Annotated in this window: 23 protein-coding genes and 1 pseudogene; 5 read left to right on the top strand and 19 right to left on the bottom strand. The window is 66.7% G+C overall.

Annotated elements, in window-relative coordinates:
• Positions 1-20: 20 nt before the first annotated feature.
• From G3I65_RS59065 to G3I65_RS22700, 4 genes are read right to left on the bottom strand one after another with little or no spacing between them, the layout of a single operon-like run.
• A complete protein-coding gene (locus G3I65_RS59065) occupies positions 21-140 on the bottom strand; it encodes a hypothetical protein (protein ID WP_375336707.1) in 120 nt (39 codons plus the stop codon).
• A 32-nt stretch (positions 141-172) separates the two neighbouring features.
• A complete protein-coding gene (locus G3I65_RS22710) occupies positions 173-589 on the bottom strand; it encodes a phage tail assembly protein (protein ID WP_160697890.1) in 417 nt (138 codons plus the stop codon).
• Positions 590-603: 14 nt separating this feature from the next.
• Entirely contained in the window at positions 604-1,080 is a 477-nt protein-coding gene (locus G3I65_RS22705) for a phage tail protein (protein WP_160697889.1), read from the bottom strand.
• Positions 1,081-1,107: 27 nt separating this feature from the next.
• The gene (locus G3I65_RS22700; RefSeq protein ID WP_160697888.1) at positions 1,108-2,640 is read right to left on the bottom strand and encodes a phage tail sheath subtilisin-like domain-containing protein; all 1,533 of its coding nucleotides are present in this window, start codon (positions 2,638-2,640) and stop codon (positions 1,108-1,110) included.
• 190 nt (positions 2,641-2,830) lie between these two features.
• Between G3I65_RS22700 and G3I65_RS22695 the strand changes: the two genes are divergently transcribed.
• A complete protein-coding gene (locus G3I65_RS22695) occupies positions 2,831-3,397 on the top strand; it encodes a Pvc16 family protein (RefSeq protein ID WP_160697887.1) in 567 nt (188 codons plus the stop codon).
• Between the two features lie 197 nt (positions 3,398-3,594).
• Here the strand turns inward: G3I65_RS22695 and G3I65_RS22690 are convergent, their stop codons facing one another.
• The gene (locus tag G3I65_RS22690) at positions 3,595-4,128 is read right to left on the bottom strand and encodes a hypothetical protein (RefSeq protein ID WP_160697886.1); all 534 of its coding nucleotides are present in this window, start codon (positions 4,126-4,128) and stop codon (positions 3,595-3,597) included.
• An 828-nt stretch (positions 4,129-4,956) separates the two neighbouring features.
• Here G3I65_RS22690 and G3I65_RS22685 point away from each other — a divergent pair.
• Positions 4,957-5,598 carry a hypothetical protein gene (locus G3I65_RS22685; protein ID WP_160697885.1) on the top strand — a complete coding sequence of 214 codons (642 nt, stop codon included), beginning with the start codon at positions 4,957-4,959 and terminating at the stop codon, positions 5,596-5,598.
• Positions 5,599-5,646: 48 nt separating this feature from the next.
• Positions 5,647-6,306, top strand: a complete 660-nt coding sequence (locus tag G3I65_RS22680; protein WP_160697884.1) for a hypothetical protein — start codon at positions 5,647-5,649, stop codon at positions 6,304-6,306.
• Between the two features lie 270 nt (positions 6,307-6,576).
• On the opposite strand, the gene G3I65_RS22675 is transcribed toward G3I65_RS22680, so the two are convergent.
• The 4 genes and pseudogenes from G3I65_RS22675 to G3I65_RS22660 all read right to left on the bottom strand — a co-directional run bounded on the left by G3I65_RS22675 (position 6,577) and on the right by G3I65_RS22660 (position 12,389).
• On the bottom strand, positions 6,577-8,376 hold the full coding sequence (locus G3I65_RS22675) for a hypothetical protein (protein ID WP_160697883.1): 1,800 nt from the start codon (positions 8,374-8,376) through the stop codon (positions 6,577-6,579).
• A 537-nt stretch (positions 8,377-8,913) separates the two neighbouring features.
• Positions 8,914-9,684 carry a hypothetical protein gene (locus G3I65_RS22670; RefSeq protein ID WP_160697882.1) on the bottom strand — a complete coding sequence of 257 codons (771 nt, stop codon included), beginning with the start codon at positions 9,682-9,684 and terminating at the stop codon, positions 8,914-8,916.
• Positions 9,685-10,317: 633 nt separating this feature from the next.
• Positions 10,318-10,691 (bottom strand): annotated as a pseudogene (locus G3I65_RS22665) (transposase).
• Between the two features lie 150 nt (positions 10,692-10,841).
• Positions 10,842-12,389 carry a sigma-70 family RNA polymerase sigma factor gene (locus tag G3I65_RS22660; RefSeq protein WP_239071380.1) on the bottom strand — a complete coding sequence of 516 codons (1,548 nt, stop codon included), beginning with the start codon at positions 12,387-12,389 and terminating at the stop codon, positions 10,842-10,844.
• A 456-nt stretch (positions 12,390-12,845) separates the two neighbouring features.
• On the opposite strand from G3I65_RS22660, the gene G3I65_RS22655 reads away from it, so the two are divergent.
• A complete protein-coding gene (locus G3I65_RS22655; protein ID WP_160697880.1) occupies positions 12,846-13,352 on the top strand; it encodes a polyketide cyclase in 507 nt (168 codons plus the stop codon).
• Positions 13,353-14,338: 986 nt separating this feature from the next.
• Here the strand turns inward: G3I65_RS22655 and G3I65_RS57455 are convergent.
• The 4 genes from G3I65_RS57455 to G3I65_RS22625 form a co-directional block, all read right to left on the bottom strand.
• A complete protein-coding gene (locus tag G3I65_RS57455; RefSeq protein WP_309235635.1) occupies positions 14,339-14,977 on the bottom strand; it encodes an InlB B-repeat-containing protein in 639 nt (212 codons plus the stop codon).
• Between the two features lie 1,101 nt (positions 14,978-16,078).
• Positions 16,079-16,678, bottom strand: a complete 600-nt coding sequence (locus G3I65_RS57450; RefSeq protein ID WP_239071390.1) for a hypothetical protein — start codon at positions 16,676-16,678, stop codon at positions 16,079-16,081.
• 461 nt (positions 16,679-17,139) lie between these two features.
• On the bottom strand, positions 17,140-17,508 hold the full coding sequence (locus tag G3I65_RS22635; protein ID WP_309235634.1) for an ATP-binding protein: 369 nt from the start codon (positions 17,506-17,508) through the stop codon (positions 17,140-17,142).
• Between the two features lie 664 nt (positions 17,509-18,172).
• The gene (locus tag G3I65_RS22625; RefSeq protein ID WP_160697878.1) at positions 18,173-19,036 is read right to left on the bottom strand and encodes an N-6 DNA methylase; all 864 of its coding nucleotides are present in this window, start codon (positions 19,034-19,036) and stop codon (positions 18,173-18,175) included.
• A 97-nt stretch (positions 19,037-19,133) separates the two neighbouring features.
• On the opposite strand from G3I65_RS22625, the gene G3I65_RS22620 reads away from it, so the two are divergent.
• Positions 19,134-20,177, top strand: coding sequence for a hypothetical protein (locus G3I65_RS22620; protein ID WP_160697877.1), 1,044 nt, complete (start codon positions 19,134-19,136; stop codon positions 20,175-20,177).
• A gap of 8 nt (positions 20,178-20,185) precedes the next feature.
• On the opposite strand, the gene G3I65_RS22615 is transcribed toward G3I65_RS22620, so the two are convergent.
• The 6 genes from G3I65_RS22615 to G3I65_RS22590 form a co-directional block, all read right to left on the bottom strand.
• Positions 20,186-20,629, bottom strand: a complete 444-nt coding sequence (locus G3I65_RS22615) for a hypothetical protein (protein ID WP_160697876.1) — start codon at positions 20,627-20,629, stop codon at positions 20,186-20,188.
• Positions 20,626-20,859: a hypothetical protein gene (locus G3I65_RS22610; RefSeq protein ID WP_160697875.1), complete on the bottom strand. Its 234-nt coding sequence runs from the start codon at positions 20,857-20,859 to the stop codon at positions 20,626-20,628. The genes G3I65_RS22615 and G3I65_RS22610 overlap by 4 nt, the downstream gene beginning before the upstream one ends.
• A 65-nt stretch (positions 20,860-20,924) precedes the next feature.
• Complete coding sequence (locus tag G3I65_RS22605) at positions 20,925-21,251, bottom strand: hypothetical protein (RefSeq protein ID WP_160697874.1); 327 nt, start codon at positions 21,249-21,251, stop codon at positions 20,925-20,927.
• Between the two features lie 71 nt (positions 21,252-21,322).
• Entirely contained in the window at positions 21,323-21,736 is a 414-nt protein-coding gene (locus G3I65_RS22600; protein WP_160697873.1) for a hypothetical protein, read from the bottom strand.
• 17 nt (positions 21,737-21,753) lie between these two features.
• Positions 21,754-23,697, bottom strand: coding sequence for a hypothetical protein (locus tag G3I65_RS22595; RefSeq protein ID WP_160697872.1), 1,944 nt, complete (start codon positions 23,695-23,697; stop codon positions 21,754-21,756).
• Positions 23,697-26,075 (bottom strand): hypothetical protein, encoded by a 2,379-nt coding sequence (locus G3I65_RS22590; protein ID WP_163046738.1) that lies wholly within the window; start codon positions 26,073-26,075, stop codon positions 23,697-23,699. The genes G3I65_RS22595 and G3I65_RS22590 overlap by 1 nt, the downstream gene beginning before the upstream one ends.
• Positions 26,076-26,085: the final 10 nt, after the last annotated feature.

Here is a 26,085-nt window from a genome sequence, read left to right as displayed (position 1 = left end):
ACGTCTGGCCGGTGTCTCCGTCATTCGCCGCCGAGCTCCGTGTTGATCTTTCCGACTTCGTCGATGACCTGCCGTCGCGAACGGTGGTCGAGCCCGGCGATCTCGGCGAATGACCAATGCAAGTAGTAGCCGAGATACACGATCTCCTCCCACAGACGTTCCGCGCGACAGGTCAGGATTCCCCCGGCGCATCACCCGCCACGTCGATCACGAACTCGTGACTGCACGACGGGCACCGCACATCCACTTCCGTGTTTCCCGCCTGGTTGATCCGCCGGTACAGATCCTGCAGAAACGCCATGTCGGACGCGAACAGGTTCTCGATGACGAACGGATCCACCGGCGAAACCGAACCGAGCGACGTCACCGTCGAGGCGAGCAAGTAGACCGACAGGTACGCGGAATTCTGCTGCACCTTCGGCTGCTGCTGCGCGGAAAGTTCATCCTTGGCGGTGGCCAGCCGCATCGCACCGGTACGGTGCAACGCGCCCTGCTCGTCGACGTATCCGCGCGGCAGCACGAACGGATACTCCGTGCGGATAACGGCATCCGAACCACCCGTACCCGGCAAGGCCGCCGCAGTCGTCATCACGCGCTCCGCGGTCACACGCGGACGCCGGGCGAGAAGTGGATGCTGTCGCACTTCAGGACGACCGACATCTTCACCGTCTCACTCGATCCGGCCTTCAGCCCATCCACATCGAGCTTGGACGGCCAAGCGTTCTCCAGGTGATACGTGGCCTTGGTGTTTCCTGCCGAGTCCTGCAACAAGAGGGAGCACGACTTCCGCGCCGACGGGCTTTTCTCCTGCACGAGCTGGTGCCACATCCACAGACTGGAATCCTGGTCAAGACCTCGCTTCAGGCTGACCTCGCAAGGCTTCGTCTTTCCATAAAGCTTGGCCAGCGATATCCCCGACTTTGTCGCAGATACGTATTCAGCCTCCTCCACCTCCATTTTGATCCCACTGAGCTCGGAGAACGCGATATTGGTGCTGTCACCAGCAAGGCCCGTCACACTGATCACGAACCGGGCGGCGCTGATCGCCGCGTGCGCGCTGTTACCGTTCATACTCGTCATGCCATCACCTTTTCAACGATTACCTATTTATTCTTCGAGCGCCGCACCCTGGGCGAACTGTGAAATCCTGAACACGACGAACTCCGCCGGCTTCACCGGGGCGATGCCGATTTCGACGTACAGCATTCCGGTATCACGACTCTCCGGCGGGTTGTTCTCCCCGTCACATTTGACAAAGAAAGCTTCTTCCGGCGTACGCCCGATCAAGGCCCCACTCCGCCAGACCTGCCGCAGGAACATCGTGATCGTTCGCGTGACGGATTCCCACAGGTACTCGTCATTGGGTTCGAAGACCACCCAGTTGGTGCCCATGAGGATCGACTTCTCGACAAAGTTGAACAGGCGGCGCACGTTCACGTACCGCCACAACGGGTCACTGGCCAGGGTGCGCGCGCCCCACACCCGGATCCCCTGCCCCGGGAACGACCTGATGCAGTTCACCCCGATCGGGTTGAGCAGGTCCTGTTCCCCCTTGGTGATCTTCGTTTCGGGCGCGATCACACCACGGGTCACCTCGTTCGCCGGCGCCTTGTGCACTCCCCTGCTGTCATCGCTGCGCGCCCACACGCCGGCGACGTGCCCACTGGGCGGCACACTGAGCGGTGCGCCACTCTCCGGGTCCATGACCCGTAGCCACGGCCAGTACAGAGCCGCGTATTTCGAGTCGTACCCGGCCAGCTCCGTGCGCCACTCGGCGACTTGCTGCGCCCCCAGGCTCGGCGGAGGATCGAGTACCGCTACCCGGTCAGCCATCAGCTCGCAGTGAGCGATCATGGCGAGCTGGACAGCTTTGACCCCGTCTTCGTCCACCAGCCCGCGCTGGTAGGCGGACATGAGGTCGGGCACGCACAGCATCGTGATGTCCTCGATCATCTCGAGCCCGCTGAAGCCCGTGCGATCGGCGGTGTCCCCGATGTAGGCCTTGCTGCCCAGTGACCGCCGTGCGGGCAGGTTCCCCCCGGCCAGCTGGATCTGGCTCCCGGGTTTGGGCGCCGACAGCCGCTCGCCTTTGGTCTCGACCAGTTCGATGAGCTTCGACTGCTTCGCCAGCACGGTGGCGACGTTGGCCGCCCCACGACGCGTGGTGAGGTTGTCGAACGTCTCTTCGGTCTTCCCGTCGCGCTGAACCTCGATCTTGAACGCGTCGGCCGCCTTCTCGGTGGCTTCGCCCACCTTGACCGTGAGCCGGTCCCCGGAGGAACCACTGGTCACCGCCCGGACGGCGAACGACGCTTTGCCCTCATGCTCGGCGGACGGGATCTCCGCGGCCGCGTGCGCCTCGGTGGCCGTGCCGTCGCCGCCCGGCAACCGGACGATGTAGGCCGATCCGCCACCGTTCAGGAAATAACCGTAGACCGAATGCGGCAGATAACCGTGCTCGAGGAAGCCGCCGAACGCCCTGGTGAACTGGGTCCAGTTCGTGACGAGTGTCGGCTCGTTCACCGGGCCCTTCTCGGTGAATCCCACGAAACCAGCGACCGCGGTTCCGACCCCCTCGATAGGCCGTGACCCGGAGGAGACTTCCTCCACGTACACACCTGGTGACAAGTAGTTGGGCATCGTCACTCCCAGATGACATGAGTTGGCGCTCCGGACCCGGTCGAGCATTGCAGCCGTCGCGGCCTCGCGAGACGATCACGCGAACATTTACAAGGACAGATCGGGCTGCCCCTGCGGACATCGCTTTCCGTCCGCGGCTGTGCCCGCGCGTATCTCCTGGAGTGCTCCGGCGCCGCCCAGACTAGGCGGTATGATTGACGAGGCCGATGCGTCCGTGGCAGCGTGGCTGAAAGGCGGCCTGCCGTCTGACTCCGTGATCTCGTTCGACCCGCCTGCCCCGCGCGAAGGCTCTGTCGTCAACCTGTTTCTGTATCGGATCGATTCCGAGGCACCCACCCTGCAGGCCGCAGTGGTGCGGATGCGGGACCGCGACGGCAAGGTGACGAGCACGCGGCTGCCGATCCAACGGTACCGGCTTTCCTACCTCATCACCGCCTGGTCCGAGGACTGCCGGACCGAACACCGTCTGCTCGGCTCCGCTCTGCGCCGGCACGCCCAAGCGCCGGTCCTGCCCAAGGAATGCCTGCACGGCTTCCTGACCGAGTTCGACGAAGCGATTCCGCTGAACATGGCGTCGAACGCGGAGGCGCCGCCACTGCACATCTGGACCGAGCTCGGCCTCGCCGTGCGCCCGTCACTCGTCCTGAGTTTCGTCGTCCCGGTGATGCCGGCGGCGGCACCACTGGCCACTCCCAAGGTGACGAGCGTGGACCTCCGTTCCACACCGTCCTTGGACCCCAGTTCCGCCTCGTCCTGACCCCTTAGAGGTCTTCGTGCGCCTTCGTTCGAGCATCGGCCCGTCGCCACGAGCGGCGCGCTGACCATGGCTACAGCCGCCGCACCCCTCGTCCGGCAAGGTCGTCTACGGCGATTTCCGCCACACCGGCAACACTGCGCTTCAACGCCTACACGGTGCGCCATGGCTTTGATCTTTATCCAGCAACTGATTCGTCTTCACGGTGCCCAGTCCGACAATGAATGCCCATCGTTGATCGGGTCCCTCTCCGCACGAGCGATCGCGCAGGCAAGCTCACCTATGGCCTCCTGAACTTCCCCAAGAGAAATGTCATACCCTCGACGATGCGCCTCGCCGACCACCGCCTCGATTTCGCTCAGACACTGATGAGCATGGCCACTCTTCGCCGGGGCCACCCGGTCACGAACGTCGCCCGCGATCATGGCTACGTCGGTGTTGGCCAAGGGCGGAATGTACCCCCGGAGCTGCCCCGCCTTGAACAGCTCGTCACTCCGGTGCTTGACATAAGCGTCGGCCCACCGGTCAGGAAAGAGGCGAACAAGCCGGGGCGCGACCAGTGCCGCAGCGTGGACATCCCTGGTAGCAGGGGAAGGAACCAGGATGGATTTCACGATCAGTTCCCGGAAGAGATTCGGATTTCGCGCGATCTGTTCAACTTCTTGCTGCGACCTCCCCGCGAAGAAGCGCCGCAAGGCATTCCCCGATGTCGAGTTCGACCGAGCGTTGTCCATAGCTCCCCTACCCGATAAGTGCACCGTGAGCAAACAAAGTCACGCCGCTCACCGTGCGACGAATTATCCCGGATAATAGCACGGAATCGACCGGACCAGAATCAGCTACAACCCCACACTGGCGCGCAGTTCCTCATGTCCGGAAGCCTGCCTGCCCGCCCCCGCCACAGCATCCGAAGGCACTCGCAGCTGCCCATTTGACTCGTCGCCACGTGGACGGAATCGGCACCGGATGTGAGTCTTGATCGTGGCCTCGGCATCGGTCAACGTCAGCCCTTCGGTACGCACCCGTAGGCGGATCTCCACCGCCGGCCGGGCGGCGAGCCTGTCTCCCCGCAGTGGTCGACGTCTCGATGCCACTTCGGGCCGTTCAGCACGGGCGGGCGACCGACGCTCAAGTTACACGCGTCCACAATGCAGCGGCGACCGCGGACGTGTCGGGCAGCAGCCCACTTTCCGCCAAGACATTGGCCACGCTCGCCCAAAGAGGCATCACAGACCCGCCGCCGCTGCCCGAAAGGGCACTGATTGCTTCCCGTCTGAGTGCCGGTGGGCAACTTCGGTGCACTCGCCGGGCCGTACCGGTCGTCATGTTTGACGTCAGCAGGCCCTGCCGAGCTGCGGCACTGCTCGCTATCCCTCATCGGCCGAGATGGCCGTGGCGTCGCAGATCCGTTGCGTCAAACCACATTCGCTGCAGGTTCCCAGAACAATATGGAAGAGCAGAGTGATACCCTTGAATGTTATACTTGTAAGGCCCGCCCGGACGGGCGAGCCTCCAACATGGGGACTAAATCCTTGCGGGTATTCGTAAGAGGTGTTCTCCCGGTGATTGCCGACATCGAAGCGTTTGCCGATCTCTTCGCGCGACTCGAGGAGGTCCAGGCCGATCTGTGCACATGCTCCACCGTCGCCGATATGCGGACAGTTGTGGCGTTGAACAACAGCAACAGCCTGGACCAGTTCGACGCGCTTGTCGCGACGGTATCGGCCGGGGAAGACGAGGGAACTTACCTCGAAGATCTCCGGGCCGCACTCACAGCCGTCCCCTACGGAGAAGTATTCGCCCGACCCGTTGCCGCGGGCTCTGACGAGTGGCTTTGGGCACCCACGCGCGACACCCCGACCACCGACTGGCAGCCGTTCGACACGATGGCCGCGCCGTCAGTCGCGGATGACGAAGCCGCGGCCGAAGTATCAGTCATGGACGAATCCAACGCCATCTACGTCCGCGTCCTGGTCGAACTGAGCAATCCGAGTCCAGAAGAGGCCAACCAAGCATGGGAGGCCATCTGGACCAAAGTCTCCCACCGAGCGGCCTCGTGGACGCCCGACGCCGCCGACGAGATACAACGGGCAGTCGTCGACGACTTCTATCAGAGCCTTGCCGAGGAGGACGCCAGCGTCGACGAAGTGATAGCCAAACTCAATGATCTCGCAGCGACCATCCGCGCCATCGCCACCAAGTGACACACTAGCTGGCGAACGCACGCTATATTCATCCAAGAGGATATTGTCATGGGAAACTCGTGCTCGTTCAAATCAGAAATGTTGCCTCAGGTCGACCTCTGCAGAGCGGAACTCGCAACTAATCCCTATTCAGAGAAAGTCATCGACAATGCGAACAAAATACTCACACTAGCGCGGCGCGAAGCTGCGTCATATGGACCCTGTGATATAAAAGACAATCTCACCAATGCGGCAAACTCTCTGGAGACTTCCATCAAATTGCTCAAGGAGCGCAATCGCAACCTGGCTACGCAAAATCAGTCGCGTTCCGATCCCGACCAGAACGCGTCCGCTGCCGCGAATCTCTCGGGACAAATTTTCCCGGGGATCGCACACGAGGCTTTCAGAAATGCGGCACTGAATTTGTACAACACTGCGACATCCCTGAACGCCTTCACGGATCCGGAGGAACTTACCGACCTGACCGAGGCGATAAAAGCCGTTGCAAAATTGGGCGGGGAAAAAGCCAAGCGCCACCCGTCTGATACTGAACGAACCGACATTTCCCGTAGTCTGACCCGTGGGGACGTGGTCAAGGAGGCCGCCCGCCTCAAATACAATGTAGCTGATGTACGACTGCATGACGACATGGCCGAGGCCGCTATTCAATACCCCCTCGATACGAACATGACGAACCTTGGCGTCCATGCCGATCAGCGTATAACCTGAATGGCACCTCGGGTCGTGAGGGACGGAAGCGAAGACCCTGCTGGCCGTGGCGCCTCGCCTAGCGCCTCCCGCTCAACTCCGGCAACGACCCGGACCTGCAGACTTTCATCAAGGAGCAGACAGCCCCTTGTCATGTCCGCGTGCACAGCAGTTCACCGGTGCGACGGGCTCGATGTGGCCAGGAAGCCGCGGACACCTCGCGGGATGCGCGAAGTCTGGATCGGCGGCGGTGACGCCGCCGCGGCCCGGACGGTGCGGGAAGTCTGTGAATCAGATGATCCAGCTGAAATTCTCCCGAAGCTTGCCGCCGATGGTTTCGTCGACGAGTTCGAGTTGGGCGGCGAAAGCGTCAGCGTTACGGCCGGCGGTGTCGTCGAGTGCCTGGCGATAGACGGGGATGGTGTTGATGAGCTCCAAGATCATGTCGAAATCGCCGATGTTGTCACGAAGCAGCTGAAACAACTGCTCAATCTCGTCTTGGCCGGCGTGGTAGGCGATCACGCGTACACGCTGCCAAGGGCCGAGCCAGCCGCTATTGGCGTAGAGGGTCTGGCGCGTCTGGTCGGGCAGGGCGTCGACATCGGCTTCGGTCTGCAGGGTGTCGCCGGATGTCAGCAGGGTCCAGAGATGCTGGTCGATCAGTTCACGCAACACCACGCGCCCCAGCAATCCCACCTGCACCGCCACCTCGGAGTAGCCGAACAGTTCCCAGAACTGCGCGGGATTCTGTTGCGCGGCGGCGTCCAGGGCCTCGCCGTATCCCGGTTTCGTCACCAGGTGATCCAGCACACCCTCCACCTCCCCCGCCTCCTTACCCCTGACCCCTAGCAGTACGAACACCGAGTACAGATCACCGCTCCGCACAGACTGGTAGACGTCTTCAGCCACCCGCGAGTCAGGCGTCAGCCACTTGGCACTACCCAGCCGAGTGCGAGCCGCGAATTCTTGACCAGCCTGCACCGTGCCAAACCTCGTCTTAAAACGACGCCCTATCGCATCCTTTAATCTGAATGCGATGTCTTCATCAAACTTGTCTACCTCGTGAACCAGGCGATCCTCGTCACCAACACAGGCTCGATCGAGGGCGTCGCCGTACCAGGGCACCTTGGTCAGCCATTCCATGATCGCATCCAGCCGGGGGATGTTCGAGGCCAATTGTCCGACCATTTGATCCAGTTCGCCTTGCTCAGCGTAGATTTTGATCCACCGCGCACGCAGCCAGCTTGAGATCCGGTTATCGTTGATCAGCAGGCTCATCGTCGCTTGCGGAAGACGGTCGACGTAGGCTTCCGCCTCGGCGATTGCCACCAGGTCGGCGGGCTGTTTCGAGATCCGGCGCACCACGTACGCTGTGGGACTATCGTCTGGATTGACGGGGACTACTCCCGCCAAGTCCGCCGCAGCAGAGGAAGTGGCGAGATTCCGCCGGGGCGGTATTCCTTCAAACTGCGCCCTGGTGAAGTCGTATTCCGTATCGACGTGCAGATCGGGTTTCCCAGAGTCATTGTGTGAATTCCCACGCCGGCTACCGAGCAAGCCTCTCACCGGAATAGTGGGAGCCTCGCCGAGGCAGGCGACCAGAGCGATGTCCTCCACCCAGTCCGGTGACAGGCGGCCGAGGACACCCGAGCAGATGTGCCGTCGCATCCCCTCGCAGCTGGGCTCCATCACCTTCCGAGGAAAGGCATGCTCCTGGGTTGTCCCGTCCAGGCAGATGTGCTTACCCGCCTCGTCGCAGAGTCTCGTCGCCCCATGGGGGTTATCGTGCCCGCACATCCGGATACCGTCCGGGAGGTTGGTACCCACCCACAGAATCTCCACGCCGCTGTCGCCAGCCAGCGCAGTCCACTTGGCGACAAATTCGTCATCCTGCCGTCCCAGCTGGTAATTCCTGATCGGTCCGGTGATCTTCCTGCCCGGCTGCCCGGCCCCATCGAGCAGCGCGAACAACGCGATGTTCGAGCTCAGCGCCACGGTGTCTGCGGTGTATGTCCTGACCGTCTGGCCGATGGGAACAAAAGTGAGATCCTCGTCAGGAGCCCAGCCATGCCCCTTCACGATGATAGTCATCCGTGCTGCCCTCCTGGACGCTTCGCAGTCCCGGCCCAAGCCAACCTGGTCCAGCTTCCGCCCATAGCGGTGGGTCGGACGTGTCCGAAAGGGACACGTCACGGACACAATCAACTGCCCATGCATCGCTGAAGCGCCTACTGGTTGCGCGCCGCACCGAGTCACCGGCCGGACCCGTGATCATCCGGTCATCCAGATGAAAGTTCACCCAGAATCTTGCCGGTTGGCGGCGACCATGAACAATCTTCGCCGCTGCCGTGCAGGTCCAGCCCTGCTCCACGATCAGCCGGGCCAGTCGCAGCCGGGTGCATGGGGCAAGGGTGGCGTTAGGGTGAGACACGAAGGCCTCCGGACAGGTGATGTGGTTCCTCGACAGCTCCACTTCACATCCGGAGGCCTTCACCTGTCAGCACGACAGGCCGCCACTGATCACCTCAACTCGGGACAACGTCCCTGGACATCACACCAGGTCTCAACCGCCGACGGCCTTGTGATCGGCGATGTACATCACCCCGAGTTCGTCCTTATACGACGAGGTCAGACAAGATTGATCCAAGGATCAATCTCCCAACTGTCAACCTGGAACGTATTAGCGATCTCTTTCGCCGCAGCAAGTGCTTGGCGAAGCACCTTCACCTGATCTTGACGAGTGAGATTCGCAAGGTTTGCCAAGCGCACTTGGTAGTTTTTCCGCCACTTTGTAACGGCAGAATCCAACGCTTCCTCTTTTTCCTTCCCGGACTCTCCTTTGCCACCCTTGCGTATTCCACTGGTCTTCTGGACTACATCAACACCTCCAATCATCGCCAAGCCGCCAAGTGGATTCAAGCTGTGCTCCGGCTTCCAGGTAACGTTGTACTGCCATTCGACGAGCGCTTGCGCCAGCGTAAGACTCTTCGTTTCATACTCAGGCTTATCTGACTTGCGCGTGAGGCGCAGCGCGAAAGTTGGCGTCTTCTTTACTCGGGTCTGACGCGCCTCGAAGAACTGCTGCACCTGCCGCTGCGGAGCCTGCTGCTGCGGCGGCTGGTGCCGCTGCGGCGGCTGCTGGGGCTGGGGCTGGGGCTGGGGCTGGGGCGGCGACGCCTGCTGGGGCACGTGCTGCTGCACCAGCTGCTGCCGCTGCGGCGCCTGCTGCGGTGCCGCTGTCGTGATCGAAACTCCGTATCCGGATTCCGGCGCAGGTGCCTGTGCCGCTGCGACCACTTCGCCGACAATCCCTGGATTGCACTGGATCTGCTGAAGCTGCTCCGGCGGCAACTTACCAAAAGCCTGGACGAGATGGGATTGTTGGTGCACGCTCGGCATTAATCCTCCAAAATCACGACAGTAGGGCCGCGGTCATCATTGCTACCACAATGATGCCGCAGCGGCACTCCGGATGATCTCATCGGAGACAGCCGGGTCGGTCAACGCGACACCGATTCCGTCGGCAGCAAGCGCTTTGGCGAACTCGGCGGCCGTTTCCTGACCTATCTGGATGGCCGGCTCACTGCCGTCGAGACTGGATTCGTGTTGTGCGAATAATCGTAGCTACCCGACCTGAGTAACGTGTCGACCTCATCCATCGTCCCTCCTCAGCGTACCCCTTAGTCTATGTTTCACCCACACCCGCCTGGTGTCCCGGAAGGCAAACCAGCGGGAACGTTCTCCTGCACGTCCGCCCCCCGCCGGGCCATCTCCGCATTCGGGGGACCGTCGGGGCTATCCCGTGGTCGGCGTTTCCGGCTTTGTTGACCAGCAGGTCTCGGCTCGCGGCAATTCGTGTGCCTGACCCCAAGGGCTCGAATGGCGCCGGCCCGCAGGCCAGCCCGGTGCCAGATGTGCGTCACCGCCCAGAACATCACCCAGGCGGTCTCATACAGCACCCGGCGTGCACCCGTTTCACCGTCATCCCCGCTTGACTCCTGCACCCAGTCTGCGCTCCTGAGCTCGGGGGGCCTATGACCACCAGGCCGCCCGCGCAGTCTCACAGGTTGCCATGCCGCGGGGGGCTGGTTGAGGCCGCCGTTGCGGAGCAAGGCGTAGAGGACGTCGCAGCGGCGGCGGGCCAGGCAGACGAGTGCGGCGTTGCGCTTCTTGCCTTCGGCGCGTTTGCGATCGTAGGCCCTGCTGGTCGGGTCGGACAGCAGCCAGGAAGAACGCGCGTGTGAGCTGGCGGTTGCCCGTCCGAGCCGGATGCTCGCCCTTGGTCGACGTTCCGGAGCTGCGGGTGACGGGGGCGATGCCGCCAGATGCCCCGAACTGGCAAAGTGGGAGGCGTCGCCGACCTCGAGCAGGATGTGAGCGGCGGTCCTGACGCCGATGCCGGGCATCGGCCAACGCCTGATCGCCTACATCGACCGGGCGCAGCGTGTGGGGCAGCGACCGGGCCGCGTCGGCGATGATGAATGCGTCCCGGCGTCGGTCTTGGCGCGGCCGGGGTAGAGATCGGCGATGCGGCAACTCGACCTCCGGCCCGCCCGTCACCGAGCCTCAACTGCTCGAACGCCGGTCGAGGACGGCGCACTCGTGCACATCGCCTGTGCCGAGGTGCCGCCTCTGGGCGAATGCGAGGTGACCGCCCATCGCAGATTCACCAGCAAATCGGTTGTTGCCATCGCGAAGCGGCTTCCGCCGCAGCGCCTCTGTGGTCGTGGCACAGCTTTCCCGATTTCCGCACCGCGTCGGCTTCTCCCTCGGATTTCCTTCTTTCCGGAGCCTCGTTTCGCTTGGGAATTGCCCTTCACCCTGTTCGGCGCCGGCGCATTCAATGCGTTTTTCTTCGGTTTCGCAGCGTGGCCCGCCACCCCTCCGCCCGATGCCGAACCAGAGGGCTGTGCGGAGGGCGAGGATTCTCCGGGCGGCTCGGCCGGCATCGGGACAATTCTGGCGGGACGCGCCTGGACAGGCTGGGACGGCGCGCCACCGGCCACGGGTGGAGGCGCCGAGGCAGGGACGCTGAACGCCGCGACCGCGACGACGGCCGCGCCGACGACGGCCGCTTTGACCACCGCGACCCACGACAGTGCCGACGTACCGGCGGCGGACGCGCTCGCCATGATTCCGCCGGACGAGGCAGCCGGACCCGAGGTGGACACCCACGGCGCGACCAGAGCAGGCAGCCCGAGGACGAGCGGCACGACAGTGGCGGACAGTTCCTCGTTGAGCCGCCGCAGCCTGCCGGCCAGCTCGCGGCAATCCGCGCACCAGTCCAGGTGCGCGGTGACCCGGCGCGCCTGGTATTCGGTGAGCCCACCGCGCACCCACTTGGCCAGCTGGCCACCGACGGCCCGGCAGGTTCGCTGCCGGGCGGCGACGATGTGCTGGTCCAGGTAGGCCTGGCGCAGGCCCTCCCGGGCCCGGTAGGCCAGCGCCGCGGCACCGTTCGGCGTCAACTCCATCGACCGCGCGACCTGAGCCGGTGACTCACCTTCGATCTCGGTGCGCCACAGCACCGTCCGCCACCGCTCGGGCAAGCTGGCGAACGCCTCGGCGGCAACCGCGCCGTGCAGCCGGACGTCCGTCACGTCGTCGCCGTCCGCGGCCGTGTCCGGCACCTCGGGGACCAGGGAAAGCACCGAGTCCCGCCGGTGCCACTGGATCATCGTGTTGCGGATCGTGGTCAGGAGGTAGGGCTGGAAGGCCTGCTCCGGGCCGCCGCCCGCGCGGAGGGTCCGCAGGATCCGGGTGAAGGCTTCCGCGATCAGGTCGTCGCGCTCGGTCTCGGTGGCTGCGATCGCCCCGGCGACACGGCGCGCGGCGCCGACGTGGCGGGTGTAGAGCTCGCCGTACGCGGCGAGGTCACCTCCGCGGACCGCGTCGGCGAGGGCCCCGTCACTGCGGCTGTCGGATCTCTTCCCGCCAGATGGCCGGTCCGCTACCTCGGTCAACGCGCCTCCTCTGAACGTGCACCGATGTGCGATCGGCTGCTGCCTGCTCACTGGATCGCGTCCACGCGCGGTTTCAAACCCACAACGGCGATTGCCGCCCGAACGGACCAACGGCGTGGGTAGTGCCGGATCCCGGCGCAACGCCGGAATGTCCGCGGCCGCTGGGCGATGGCGATGAGCAAGACCCGATGGCGGCGAGCGCTCTCGCCCAGCGGGTACAGCAGCGGCAGCACCTCGGTGACCTTCTGGGTCTTGCGCGCCCACGGCGGCAGGATTGCCGAAGAGAACCGCTGCCGCTCGTCGGCGTCTGGGCATCCACCTCGGTCTGCAGCGCCTCGGCCAGCATCCGCCGGGCACCCTCGCGGAAATCGCACTCGAGGTTCGCGCTGTTGCCCGGACGTCGTACCCGGCGAGCAAGCTTCGACCTGGCGGAGTCCAACGCCGGCCCGACGGCAGAGATGGCGCCAACAGCGTCCCGAGCGTGTCAGTGGCCAGTTCCAGCTCCCCGCCGCCGGCCAGTTGGCGGGCCCGACGTCCCGCCCGCAGGCGTTCTGAGCCCGCTTGAACATCGGGGGCGGTGTGGGTGAGGATCGAGGCATGATCGGAGATCGGTGGGGTGTCAGCGACAGCGAGATCAGGCGTTCCTACCCGTGCGATGGCTTCGTCACCTCGCCCGCGCTGGAGGCGTGGCGGGGGGTGAGCGTGCAGGCGCCTGCCGAGGCGGTGTGGCCCTGGGTCGCGCAGGTGCGGCTCGCGCCCTATTCCTACGACTGGATCGACAACCTGGGGCGCCGCTCACCTCGCGAGCTGGTGCAGCTTCCCGAGCCGTGCGTCGGCGAAAGGTTCACGGCTGTCGGCGGGCACCGGCTGGGCCGGATCGTCGCGGTCGACCCGGGGCGGCAGCTGACGGGCTCCATCATGGGCGCGTTCCTGTCCTACGTCCTCGTGGCGCAGGGCCACGACGCGACGCGGCTGCTGTTCAAAATCGTCATGCAGACCAGTCGCTGGGTGGCGCTCGGGGTGTCCGTCGGCGATCTGGTCATGGCTCGACGGCAGTTGCTCAACCTGAAGTTGCTTGCCGAACGGCACCACGCCGAGCTGTGACACGGACCGGGCACCGGCTGGTGACAGGCAGTGCACAGGGCCGCAAGCGGGGACCGCAGCTGGCCGCGGTAGCGGGTCGTCCGTGGGGAAATCGTCGGCGCTGGCTCGAAGTCCGTTTGTGCCGTGAGGCGCTGTGACCCTGGTGCGGGTGTGAGACCCGCGCCGTCGTCCCGTCGCAGCGGGACGGCAGAAGCAGGGGCAGCCGGGCCCGGTGAGTCGGCCGGATCTGGCGGCGAGCGGCCCCGACAACGCCTGGTTCAGCGCCGCAACCTTCACTGACGGCGCCTTCGTTTCGCAGCGCAGTCCTCGACGACAAGGCCTCGTTCCGCGGCCTGGCTTTCGTCCGCGGCGCCCCGTTTATCGATGCGACCTTCACCAGCGCCGCCCTGCTCAGTGGCCTGACCTTCAACGCCGCCACCACGTTCGGCAGCGCAACCTTCACCTGCTGCGCTTCGTTCAACGTGCGACCTTCGCCCGTGTCGCCTCGTTCAGCAACGCGACCTTCAGCGGTGCTCTCCCGACGATCGATCGGCGACTCGTTGAGAAGACCCTATTCACCGACGTCATCCTCACCAGCTCGTCGCCAGGCTCGACAGCCCGTGCAGACCTCATCGTGGACGTGCATGAGGAACAAGCAATGGCCGACAAGACTGAGGCTTCCCCCGGAGGGACAAGTCACCAACTTCGGCACCCAGGTCACGCAAGGAGCCCGGTCCGCTACTCACGAACCGGGCTCTGACCTGCGTGGACCTGCCAGGACTTGGACCTGGGACCGCTTCGCTATCAGGGCAAATCCGCCGCTTTCTCGATGTCGTCGGGGATGCTCCGGCCTGGCCGACCGCGGTCAAGGAGCGTCCGCAGAGGTCCACCCTCGAACACCGGGATCGTCACTCAGGATGGACTGAGGAACAAACTGCCGGTGCCACTTCGAGCTTCCCTGCTTTGGAGCCCGACAGCGGCACCGGAAGGCCAGGTGGCTGCTCGTGTCAGCGTGCGTTGCGGGTGCGACGGCGTCGTGTTACCGCGATGGCCAGGCCGCCGACGAGCAGCATGGGCAGTGCCCAGTACAGCAGGGTACTGACCTCGACGCCGGTTGAAGCCAGCCCTGGCTGCTGGTCGGCGACCGGCCCGGCCGTGACCGGCGGGGTCGGCGCGGGTTCAGCGCTGGTGGCGGTCCACTGCCCGTACAGGGTCAGGTCACCGGTCACCGGTGTGGAGAAGTCCCACCCGGTACCGCCGCTCTTGGCGGTGTACCAGCCGGTGAAGGTGTATCCCTGACGGGACGGGGCCGTCGGTTCGGTCGCGGCGGCGCCGTCCTTGACCGTCTGGGTGAACGTGTCGGTGCCGTTCCCCGGTTGGAATGTCACGGTGTGGGCGGCGGGCGCTGGCTTGGCGTAGCTGATCACCACGAGGCCATTACCGGCACGCGCGCCGGGGGTGACGTAGGCTGCCGTCACGGCCCCGTTGACGTGGCTGGAGCCGCCCCCGCCGCCACCGGCCGCGTACCCAGCGAAGCCGCAGGCACCGCTCTCACCGCTGCCCTGGCCTCCGCCGAACCACCCACTCCCGCCACCGCCACCACCGTCGGTCAGGCTCCCACCACCGGCCAGCGCCGCGCCGTCCACGCCCCCCCGGAGGTGCCGCCACAGAATTTCGGGCCGCCGGCACCTCCACTGGTCGCCGTGCCCCCGTGGCCACCAAAATCCTCGGCTGGGGCTCCTCCTGCCCTCGTGGCTCCGTCCTGGCCGATCTCACCGCCGTTGCCCCCTGCGCCGCCGGCGCCATCGAAGCAGCGGATGAGGGGAGTGGAGAGGCAAGTGTGGTTTCCCCCGCCGCCGCCTCCGCCAGCCCCCGCGATGATCATGACGGTTGAGTCGCGGGTGACGGCGCTGTGGCCGCCTCCGCCGCCGCTGGGCGCAAGCTCAGCGTCTTGGTCTGAGCCTCCCGGTCCGCCGGAGCCGCCGCTGCTGACCCCACCCGCCTGCACGGTCCCGGCACCGCCGACGCTGACGCGGTAGGTCTGCCCGACCGACACAGCCAGCGTCCCGACAACCGTGGCGCCGAGCCCACCAGCGCCGCCCGCAGCGGCTCCTTGCTTTGTTGTGCCACCGGCAGCGCCCGCGGCGCCGGAGACGGTGAACGTCGCCGAGGTGACCCCAGCGGGCACCACCCAAGTGTCATCCCCGACCGTCGCATAGGTGACGGTGCACGTCGTGGCGGTGCAGGTGGGCGTCGGCGCGGCTTGGGCGGGGCCGGCCGTGACCGCCGGCGCCGCAAGCACGAGACCGGTGATCGCCAGCACGCGCCGCGGCCTCACCCCACCCCGTGCACTGCCGTGTCGCTGGCTCAGAACCGGCCGCTCGAACACGGCACGTCTGGTGATCATTGGGTAATGTCCCTCTCATGGGCTGCCCGTTCCTGCCCCGAGCTGGGAAGTGGAACCCCCCAGCGCGTGGTGCGGGCACAGATGTCGCGCGAACGATAAGCAGGCCCGCCGATCCCGGCAACATGAGAACCGAGCGCCAGAGCACGACCACTACCCGCCACCCCAGGGTCACCGACACCGAGACCACAGCCGACCGAACGAGCAGTCACAGCCCCATGACCAGGGCCACCACCTCATCAGAGCTGCCCGTAGCCTGCCAAGTCGCGGACATCGCCATGCCCGGCGAACACAGCAGAACTACCCGCCGGGCATGGTCGGACAGGAATCAAAGCGTGCCCTTTCAGGCATTACCGAATTCGAGCGGGTCAGGACTGACGGGACTTCTGTTCGACCACGCCATAGTCGGTAGCGAGCGCGCCAAATTCCAGCCCTCGACGCCGTGTCGCTCGGTCGACCAAACGCCACATCGTGGTCTTGCCCAATGGCTGATACCGCGCCCAATTCGGCGCAAGGTCGCATGCTCGGCGAGCCAGGCCAGCGCGTCTCGATCGTGACGGAGGTCGGCGGCTGCCGCTGCGAGGACCAGCCGGTGACCGGCCTCCCGGAAGGCCGGGACGTCGCCCGCGGTGTCCGGCACGGTGGCCGTCAGGCGGAGCGCCTGTTCGGGGTCGCCGGCCCGTGCGGCAAGCTCGACGTTCTGGAGCGCCGCGACGCGCGGGCCGACGAGCGCGGTCTCCGTGGCCGCGTCGCCTCGCGACCGGATCGCGGCCGCGTGGGCCGCGGCGAGAAGGTCCTCGGCGCTGCCGGCGCCGCCTGTTCGCAGTGCAGCGATTGTGGCGTTGAACAGCAGGTTGCCAAAACACGCCGGCTCGCACCGGGTGGCGGTCGAGCGCGTCGGCGCGCGTATCGTGAACGCCTTGGCGGGCGTCAGCCGAGACAACGGGTAGTGCGTGCAGCAGCTCGGTGTGGCACCCGTCGACGTACGCCCGCCAGGCAGCGTGTGCGCTGGCCGTGAGTTCTGGGAGCGGCAGCAACTCATGGGTGTCGGCCGGGTCCACAAAACCGGGATGGACGCGTCCGCAGTAGTCGCCCGGCGGAGTGGAGCCACGTCGACATCGCGCGAGTGCGGTGCCGGCAGCGTGCCGAGCAAGGCGTCGACCGATACCCCCGAGCGCGGCCGCGAGCTTTCGGAGGGTGGCCGGGCGGCTGCTCGTCCGCGTGCCCTGCTCGATGCGCGCCACCGTGTCGACACCAACCGAGGCAGCTTCGGCGAACCGTCGTACGAGAAGTCGTGGGCTTCGCGGATGCGCGTCAGATGTGGACGATCAGTCCAGGCGGCGTCCTCCTTCGGGGTGGTGTTGCGGCCTTTGGGCCGCTTGTTCGGCCGGAAGCTGGGGCCATTCATGAAGACCGGGTGGCGACCGGCCGGCGCGTTCGGTGATCAGCTCGTAGAGATCGTCGGCCTGCGTAGCGGTGACCTCTTGCATGCCGAAGTCGCCGAGGACGAGGATGTCCGGGCAGGTCAGCTCGCGCGGCCGTTTCTCCCAGGTCCGGTCGGCGTGCCCGCTTGCCGACCCCGACCGGGCCGTAGAGGACCACGGACTCGCCGCCGTGCAGCGCCGCCGGGTCGCGGATCCGCGCCGCCGGCAGTTTCGGGCTGGCCGCGAAGTCGAACTCCTCCAAGGTGACCTGCTGCTCGAACCTCGCCCGCCGCAACCGTCGGGACAGGGCCAGCGTTCCGCGGCGGGCGAGCTCGTCCTCGCAGAGCACCTGCAGGTACGGCGATTCTTCCGCGGCAGCGGGGATGCCCGAAGCGGACCTTCACCGAACAGGTCCCTGGTCGCTACCCTCTCCGCCCATGCGTGGGAGCGACACGCGCGCCGTCAGGCGGCCCTGAGCCGTCGGACGCGGCGCGGACCTCTACCAACGCTGGATCGGAAGCGGGTACCGGCTCATCGGCATCGACGAACCGGTCGGGACCGGACGAGCCCCTGGGTAACGCGAAGAAGGCCCTCGTCGCTGACCTGGCCTCTACTCTCCGACTTGGACTCGAACGAAGAACCCCTCCGGTTAACACCCGAATGCTCTTCCAGTTGAGCTACTGCTTGCGTGGCCGCCCGCCACCGGCACCCTGACCTGGTCGCGCCGCGGCCCACCGCTCGATTTCCACCCTCCGACCGAGAGCCCAACCCGGCGTCCGCCCGACAACGACATCCGGCTCCGGAAACGGATGCGACCCAGCATACCGAGAACGCCAGTTCGCCACCGCACGATGCCCGACACCGAACCACGACGCAATCTCCACCATATCGGCATAACGGAAAACCGTGCCCGGCGGCGCGACCGGACCGTCCGAGAACTCCACCCCGCGAAACTAGCAGGAACAACCAAGTACAGCCGGACACGCGACGGGCTTGGCGCGTCGGGCGCCTGGTCAGAGCCGCCTGATGAAGGCAAGCGCTCGGAGCCCTGGGGACAGGCTGTCGAGCCGCTCCAGGAACTTCGCTCGCCGACGCAACGCTTCGTCAGGCCAATTCGGGTGAGCCAGGACGTCACCGACATACAGAACCACGCGGGGGCCGAGCTCCCAGAGCAGGCCGTTGACCGCGGCGCAGGCGACGGCGAGTTCGTCGGTGTCCGCGCCGAACCAGAGCATCTCGGCCGGATCGAATCCGCGGTTGCAGACCACCGCCGCGGCGGCGCGGAGGATCCCACCGGTGCCGACGGTGTCGTCGCAGAACGACTGCCCGGCCTTGAGGTCGCCGAGCGCGACCGCGATCAAGGCACGTGCGATGTCGCCAGGCGTATACATCTGCGCGTTGACCTTCATCTCGTTCCGCGACCGGAGAGCGCCCAGCACGGGGCCGAACAGATCGCAGTCGAACCGGCGTTCGGTGGCGGTCAGGTCCAGCTGACCGGCCTCCACGGCAGCGTCGGCAGTGCGCTTGATCCGCTGGAGCGCCAGTTCGCTCAGATCGGCGAACAGCCAGCCGAGCAGCGGGCGAATCGACAGCGCCAAGTCTGGGCGACGCGCCAGGGTGGCGGCCCAGATCCGGCGAGCGTTGTGGACGAACTCGACCGGTGAGGCCGAGCGGACCTCTTCAGCCACTTTGTCGATGCCCTTGGCGAGTCCCGCCACGGCGATCGTCGCGACGATCCCCAACGGCACGTGGGCTTGGTCAGGCCCGCTGCCCTTGTGCCAGGCCCTGGCGACCTGGACGGCAACCTTCAACGCATGCGCCTCGGCGTTGATCGGCCCGCGCTTCGCGGGCTCGCCGGAGCGTTTCCCTCGCGCCATGCCAACCCCTCCCCACCAATCTTTGTTGACGCAGTACTCGATGTTTGCCTATCGTAAACTTCGAGCACGGAGTTGACAAGGTTTCAAGGAGAATCCCATGACGCAGCGGCCGGCTGACTGGTCCCCGCCGTCGCCGCGCGAACTACCTGCCCTGCGCGAACACCTGGCCGAATACGTGACGACCTGGCCGGCGCACCTCTTCGTCGCGGAAGCGCTACGTCACGGACGCGGGACGCTCCGGCCGATGGCCAGCCCGGCGGTCGGGGCCGGGCTCCTGCTGGAGGACGAACACCGGCGGTTGAGCGGGGCGCAGCTGTTCTACGTGACCGCCGACATCACGCGGCTCGTGCGACAAGCTGCTCCGAGCCTCCGCGACAAGTGGGACATCCAGCCCCAAGACCTCCCGGCCCCGACGGGCTTCATGCTCTTCGCCGAGCCGATGGCCGAGTACGTCCGCGAAGACGGAAAGCGCATCGACGTCGTCGCGGTGTCCTGGGGCGGGACCGAGCTGGTCACTTCCGAGACCGGCGGGCTGTGGGTGACGTTCTGGACCGTCACCGACTTCGCCGCCATCAAGCGCCTGGCCCGCGCCGCCGGGGCGAGCGCCGTCGAAGCGGAGTTGGCAGCCCACCAGCAGAACGCGGAATTGACCTGGGACAACGAGCTCTACCTGCCTTGGGGGTCCACTTTCGTCACCGTCGCGCCCGGCGAGGGCGGCCGGGTGATCGACCCGACGTCCATCGCGGCCGCGGAGACGACGCTCAGCTGGCTGCAGACCGTGCACGCGGGCTGGATCTTCAGCAACCCGAACAACCTGACCGAGACCACCGAGGAACACCTCCCGCGCACCCAGCGCATCCGCGCCGAACGGGCCGGGCACCGCGCTTCACCGGTGAGAGTAGTTTCGATCAGCCGGAAACCTTCATCGAGGTCCGTCCGGCAGGGCGACCCATCCGGCCGGACGGTCAGCGTCCAGTTCCCGGTCGCGCCGTTCTTCCGGCGGCAGCCCTACGGCCCGGGCAGCCAGCTTCGGAAGCTGATCCCGATTGCAGGTCATTGGCGTGGCCCTCTGGACGCGCCCGTACGCATCACTCAAAAGGTCAACGTTGTCGACACCGCGCCGACACCTGATTCCAGGTGACCACCCGGTCAGCTCGTCCCGTGCCGCGGGAAACCCCACGTGCCGCTGAGGCGCAGGTCGGCTCGCGCAGCGTCAGCGAAGGCGGTCATCGCGAGCCCCAGTTCCCGGCGCCCGGACTCGTCGTCGGCGCGGAAGTCCTCGTGGACTCGCCCGCCGAAGCCGGGCCGGCTGCTCGCGTGGATGTCCCGCGTGATCTCGACCCGCGCTCGAGCGGCCACGAGCAGCCGATCGAGCGTTGCGGTCAGCTCTTCGCCGCAGAAGAACGCGGCTTGGAGAACGGCATCCTCGACGGCTGCCGAAAGCGCGGACGGATCGACGGCATCGCGACCGTCCCAGACCGGCAGGTCGTGGAGCCGGTAAGCCGCTGCCACCACCGCGGGGAACAGGACGCTCTTGCGCTGAAGTACGACGTAGCGATCGACGTCGTCGTCCGAACCGGTGCCCGTCGTCATGGGAGGTCGTAGCCCAGGCTGTCCGCGACGTCGTCTACGAAGTCGTCGCCGTCGATGCCGGGATCCCGATCCTGGACATCCCAGGCCGCATCGCTGATCGCGTCGCCCCCATCCGAGAAAGCGGTCGCGACGAGGTCGACCAGCTCCCGGGCTTCCGGGTCGTCGAGGTCGAACCGCCGCGCCGCGGTAGCCGCGGCCTGGTCGAGTTCGTGGTCGGAGTACTCGTTCATCTTCAGCTCCCTGACACCGCCGGATTCCGGACGCAGGAGTCACGTCACCGCGGCGCTGGGATGATTCACCTGCCCGGCCCGTCCAACGTGAGCCGAACCTCGGCGCCTCTGAACGCCGAGCGGTCGCCGGCCGCCGCCGGGCGGAAGTGCCAAGCCGGGTGGTTCGAGCACGCCAGCGAGCGCCGGCACCGGCACGGCTCGGCCCGCCACCAGCCGACGTGCAGGATGCGCAACCGCACCCCGGCGATGGATCGGACACCGATCGCGGCGCTGGTTCGGGCCGCGACTTCGGCGACCGAAGCGCCGTGCACCAGAAGGTGGCCGTGGGCTTCCAGGTGACCGGTCACCCACTCGACATCCGCGATCCGCTGAACGTCAGCTTCCGGTTGCATCGCCACCACCACCCGGCTCGTGCTCGATTCACCGGAGACACGCGCCGGAGGAAGTCCCCCGATACGAATCGTCAGTCGTGATCGAGTGCCTCGATGTCGGCACGCTGCGCGCTCGTGAGGGTGATCATCCAAGTATCGAAGTCCTGCAGCACGGCCAGCCGATCTCCCCGCGCCGGTTCGATTCGCGCACGCTGACCGCTCGCCAGGTCGACCGACAGAACACCGTCGTCGATCCGCGCGCCGGTGACGTGCAGGGCGCGGCGGCGGACGACCTCGACGTCGAAGGCGGGAAGCCCGGCTCGGAAAGCCGCGCGCGCGACGAGCGGACGGATCCAGATCACCGCGGGATCGTCCCGGTCGCGACGGGCATGCCGTGCCAACGCGCTGCGGAAGACCTCGCGACCGTCGTCGAACACCACCAGCTCAGCTCCGGGCAGGTCGTCGCCGACGTCTTGCCCGCAACCTACGAGCAGATCGACGAACATGGTCCAGCACTCGTGGTTCACAGCGTCACGACCTCCTCGATCGGTTTTCCGGCGATGGTGGTGACGCCCTTGGCGTTGAGAAAAGTCTTGATCTCGTTGCGCTGAGCAGCGTTCTCGCAGAGGATGCGGCTGGGACCTTCCGACCCGAGCAAGTCGATGCCGTCACCGAACATGACCTCGTTGCTGGCGCTGGAAAACTTCGCGATCTCGAACGGATCGCGGGTCGACGGCACCGTGCTGTACTCGTCGGCCTTGGCCGGGTTGATCACGCCGAAGGTGTCGGCGTTGGCACCGTAGTAGTCGGCCCGGGCGAGCAACCGCTCCGGCTGGTCCCAGACCAGGGTGGGCGAACCCCCGAGTGACGAGCTGTCCCTCACCCGCAGGAAGACCGAGCTCGCACCGCCAGTGAGCTTGTCCGAGTACTCGCTCTTCCCGATGTCCGGTCCCGTCCCCATCGTCGTGCGGCGTTCGGTCGACGCCAGAACGCCGGTGGCGAGCATCGCCTTCAACCCGGTGAACGACGTCGAGTGCATCAACGAACGCCCCGCGATCGCCGCTTTGAGCTTGCCAGTTGCGTTGCCGACATCGAAGCGGGTCCAGGCGAGCCAGCCGGCAGAGCGGCGAGGTGCCGGATCGTAGCCCGGACTCGCCGCGAGCGCGGAGCCGTCGGTGAAGCCCGTGGCCTTCGCGACCGCGTCACGCAAGACCCGCACCTTCGCCGGCAGCGCGCGGGTGTGCGCTTCGAGCTGGATGTCCTTGGCGAACCCGGCCAGCTGCAGGTCGCTCATACCGACCGCTTCGTGGGCGCGTTCGTGGAAGATCTCCTGCCGGACCATCTCCTCCAGATGATCCCCGGTCACCCGAGCGGCCGCGACCTCTGCGTGCGCACCCAGGTTCTGTGCGGTGACGTTGGCTGCGAGGTAGCTGTACTCGCCTTCGTCGCGGGTCATCGGCCGGTTGGCCAGGTTCAGCTGCCCGAGCCTTCGGACGACTTCGGGCCCGTGGCCTTCTCCGGCGGGAGCGATGACCTCGAGCCGGCCGCGCAGGCTGTACTCGGTCTCCGCCGGATCGTTGATGTCGTAAGGGCGGTATACAGCCCGATAGCCCTCGCCCAGATCGATCGCGTACTCCTTGCCGAGCACATCCGTCGTGCGGGCGCCGGCCCAACTGGCCTGCCCGGTCGTGTCGTCCAGCGTCGGCTTGATACGCGTCGCGTCGCGCAGCACTGCGACCACGGCGCCGAAAGCTCCCGACGGCGACGCCGGGACCACCGCCACCTCCGTGTCATCGTGCACGAACGGCTTGGCATGCTCGACCGGCGTGCAGCCGGCGACGGCTTGCTGGATGGCTTGGAACTGGGCCGCATAGTGCTCCAACATCGCCTCCTCCGTCGGCGACGGGTCGCCGAGTTCTTCCGCGAGTTCGTCTATGACCGCCTCCGCGGCAGCTATCTTCTTCGCAGTCGTCGCCGGCATCTCGCCACCGGCGGTGAGGGTGCCGGTGGCGATGTGGTGGTTGACGCTCTTGGCCGCGCTGATGATCGTCTCCGCGACGTTGTGCTGCTCGTCGATCGGCAGACGGCCGGTGACCTGCTGTTCGACCTGCGCCGGGACCATCTCGGAACTGATGTCGAACGCCTCCAGCAGCTTCGCCTCGGCGTCTTCGTCGACGCGGGCGTGCAACACGGTTCGTGGCCCCTGATCGCTCACGTAGCTGACCAGCGTGGCGGTCGAGGCGAGCAGGTCGGAGCCACCCACGAGGACCGGCTCGCCGTACGCGTGCCCGACGTCCGGCGTCAGCGGGATCGGTGTGACCGGAAGCTGGCCCGGCTCGGCCGGCACCGGCTCATCGGCGACCGGCAACCACGGTTCGACGACTGGCTCTTCGGCCTCCCCCTGCTCACCGCCGCCCGCAGGGGTGAGGGCGTACGGGGTGTGCGTGGTCTTGGCGTTGGTACCCATCAGCCCTTGCCGAGGTGCTGCAAGGCCGCGGCAGAAGCGATCTTCAGGTCCTCGGTGAAGAAGCCGACGAAGTCACGCCGCAGGTTCTTCTTGCGTTCGACGGCGTGGTCGAGGAAAGCCTCGGCGATCTGGCTGGTGGTCACGGCGGACTCGGCGACGCCGTGGGTCTTCGCCGCGCGCGCCCGCATCGGCGCGACCCAGGTGAGGTTCTGCGCGGCGCCAGCGTGGGCGACGGTGTGCAGGGTGGCACGCCATTCGGCGTCGGGGACGGCCTCGAGCCGGCGGATGACCGAGTGCGCCGCGGCCGGGTTCACCTGCACGCCTTTGCCTAGCTGGCCGGCGAGGTGCGCGTCGTAGACCTGTTGGTAGACCGCGGTGGGACCGGGCCGGTAGCCGAGTCCGAGCTTGTCGCTGCCGAAGAACTTGAACGCCTGACCTTGGTCGATGGGTACGAGGCCACCGGTTTTCGTGCGCAGGACGTTGTCGGAGTAGGCGTCGTGGTTTCCGAGTGCCCAGCTGGTGACGTGGAGCCGCACGATTTCGTCCACGTCGGCCTGCGACCAGCTCGACGCCGACCCGGAAATCGGTTTCGCTCCCGTGACCAAGGGCTGCACGCTGACCGGCTGACCGTCGACCTTGGTGGCGTAGACGGGCACGACCGGAAGCCCGGCGCGGGCAGCCAGCCGAGACGCCGCGGCCTCGGTGTGGGTGATGGCTCCCCCGTGGGGTTTCCCCTCGCGTTTGGCCATCCAGGTGGAGCCGTCGGGTCCGGTGTGGAGGGTCTTCGGATGGATGCCACCGAGGTCCGCCGGCTTGCCCGGTCCGAAATCCCACGCGGCGACGGTTGCGGCGTCCATCGGCTTGGGAATGGCAGCGTGGGCGGCCTGCGCTTGCTGCAGGGCGGCGACGAGTTGAGCGTGCTGCCGCCCGAACCGGCTGGCCGGCTTGGCGTTCTGCTGCGAGCCTCCGGACACGGCCGGCGCCGGCGCAGGCTCGTTCTTGGCAGTGCTGACCGTCGCCGCGGACGCGTTGAGGTGGCCTTGCAAAAGCTTGCCCAGCTTGGACTTGGTCGCCTTGGCGGCCTCCGCGGTGGTCGCGATCCCCGTGTCGCTGATGAACTTGCGCAGGTCGCCGACCTTTTGGTTGTCAGCCCAGGCAAGGACTTTCGCTTGTCCCGAGTGCATCACGGCCTGGTTCAGCGGAGCGGCGATGAACGTATCCCAGGCCTCGGCGGCGGTGTGAACTTCGGCGATCGCCCGCAGGTCCTGAACCAGCGCACCGGCGTTCGAGGTGCTGATCGGGCCGGCGAGCGCGGCGCTGACGTTGGCGGCGCACGTGGCCGAGTTGGCCAGCAGAGCGGTCCGTTCCGCGACGGTGTCGGCGATGTCCCGGCGTTCGGCGGCCGGCGTCGAGGCGCGGACGAGCTGCAGGACCTGGTGGGCGTCGAGCGTCTGCAGCTGCGCGTCGGTGATCTGTCCTTGCTGCTTCGCCGCGGTTACGGCGCTGCTCAGCTGGGCCGCGGTGACGCTGCCGAGGAGTTCGTCGACGTGGTGCCGGGCCGCCGCGGTGGCGGTGCCGTAGTCGGCGCCCGGCTCGGTGTTCTGGGCCGTGGCGATCCGGTTTTCCCAGTGGAGCAGCTGGGCGACCTGCTCGGGTTTCGCGCCGTGCTGCGCGACGAGTGTGGCGACGTCGTCGAACTGAGCTTGGACCTCAGCGAGGTCGGCTTCGGTCGCCGGCCAGCTGTCGAACCCGTCCGGCAGGGCAGTGGCGGTCGTCGCGAGATCCCACTGCCCCAGCGCCTTGCCGTTGACGGCTTGGCCGGCGCACAGTGCGTCGTGGCGTGCCTGGGCGAGCGCCTGGATTTTCTTCTTCGCCTCGGCGTCCGCGGGGATGGCTGGATCGAGCCACACGGCCAGCGGGTGCGGTGGCTGGCCGGTGAACCCGACCAACGCGGAGTTCTCGAACCCGGACGCCGCGGCGATCGCCTGCAGCTCGCCGGACGTGAGGCCAGCCAGGTACTCGGCGCTGAGCGCCTGCAGTTGCTGCTGGTACAGCTCCGCCTCGGTGTCGGAGAGCTGGTTCTCGGCAGCGAGCGCGGTCGCGACGGCGGCCGAGAAGACCCCGTAGCCGCCGACCGGGTCATCCGGCAGGTCGATCGCCGGCGGGCCGTGCGGGTCGTCGGGATCGACGCCGCCGGCCACGATGCCCGCGACGAACTTGAGGTCCTCCTCCGCGGCGTTCGCCGGCTCCACGGCGTGGGCGCAGACGGCGGCCAGGTGCTGCACGAGCGCGTCGTCCGACGACACGCCGACGTCGCCGGAGGCCCCGGTCGGTGCGATGGCGTACGCGGCGTGGCCGGCTTTGGCGTTGGTCCCCATGGCCGCCGCC

The sequence above is a fragment of the Amycolatopsis sp. SID8362 genome (genome assembly GCF_010550475.1).
Classification (GTDB): Bacteria; Actinomycetota; Actinomycetes; order Mycobacteriales; family Pseudonocardiaceae; genus Amycolatopsis; species Amycolatopsis eburnea.
Note: the sequence above shows the minus strand (reverse complement) of the source record. Positions and strands in the feature narration are given on the sequence as shown.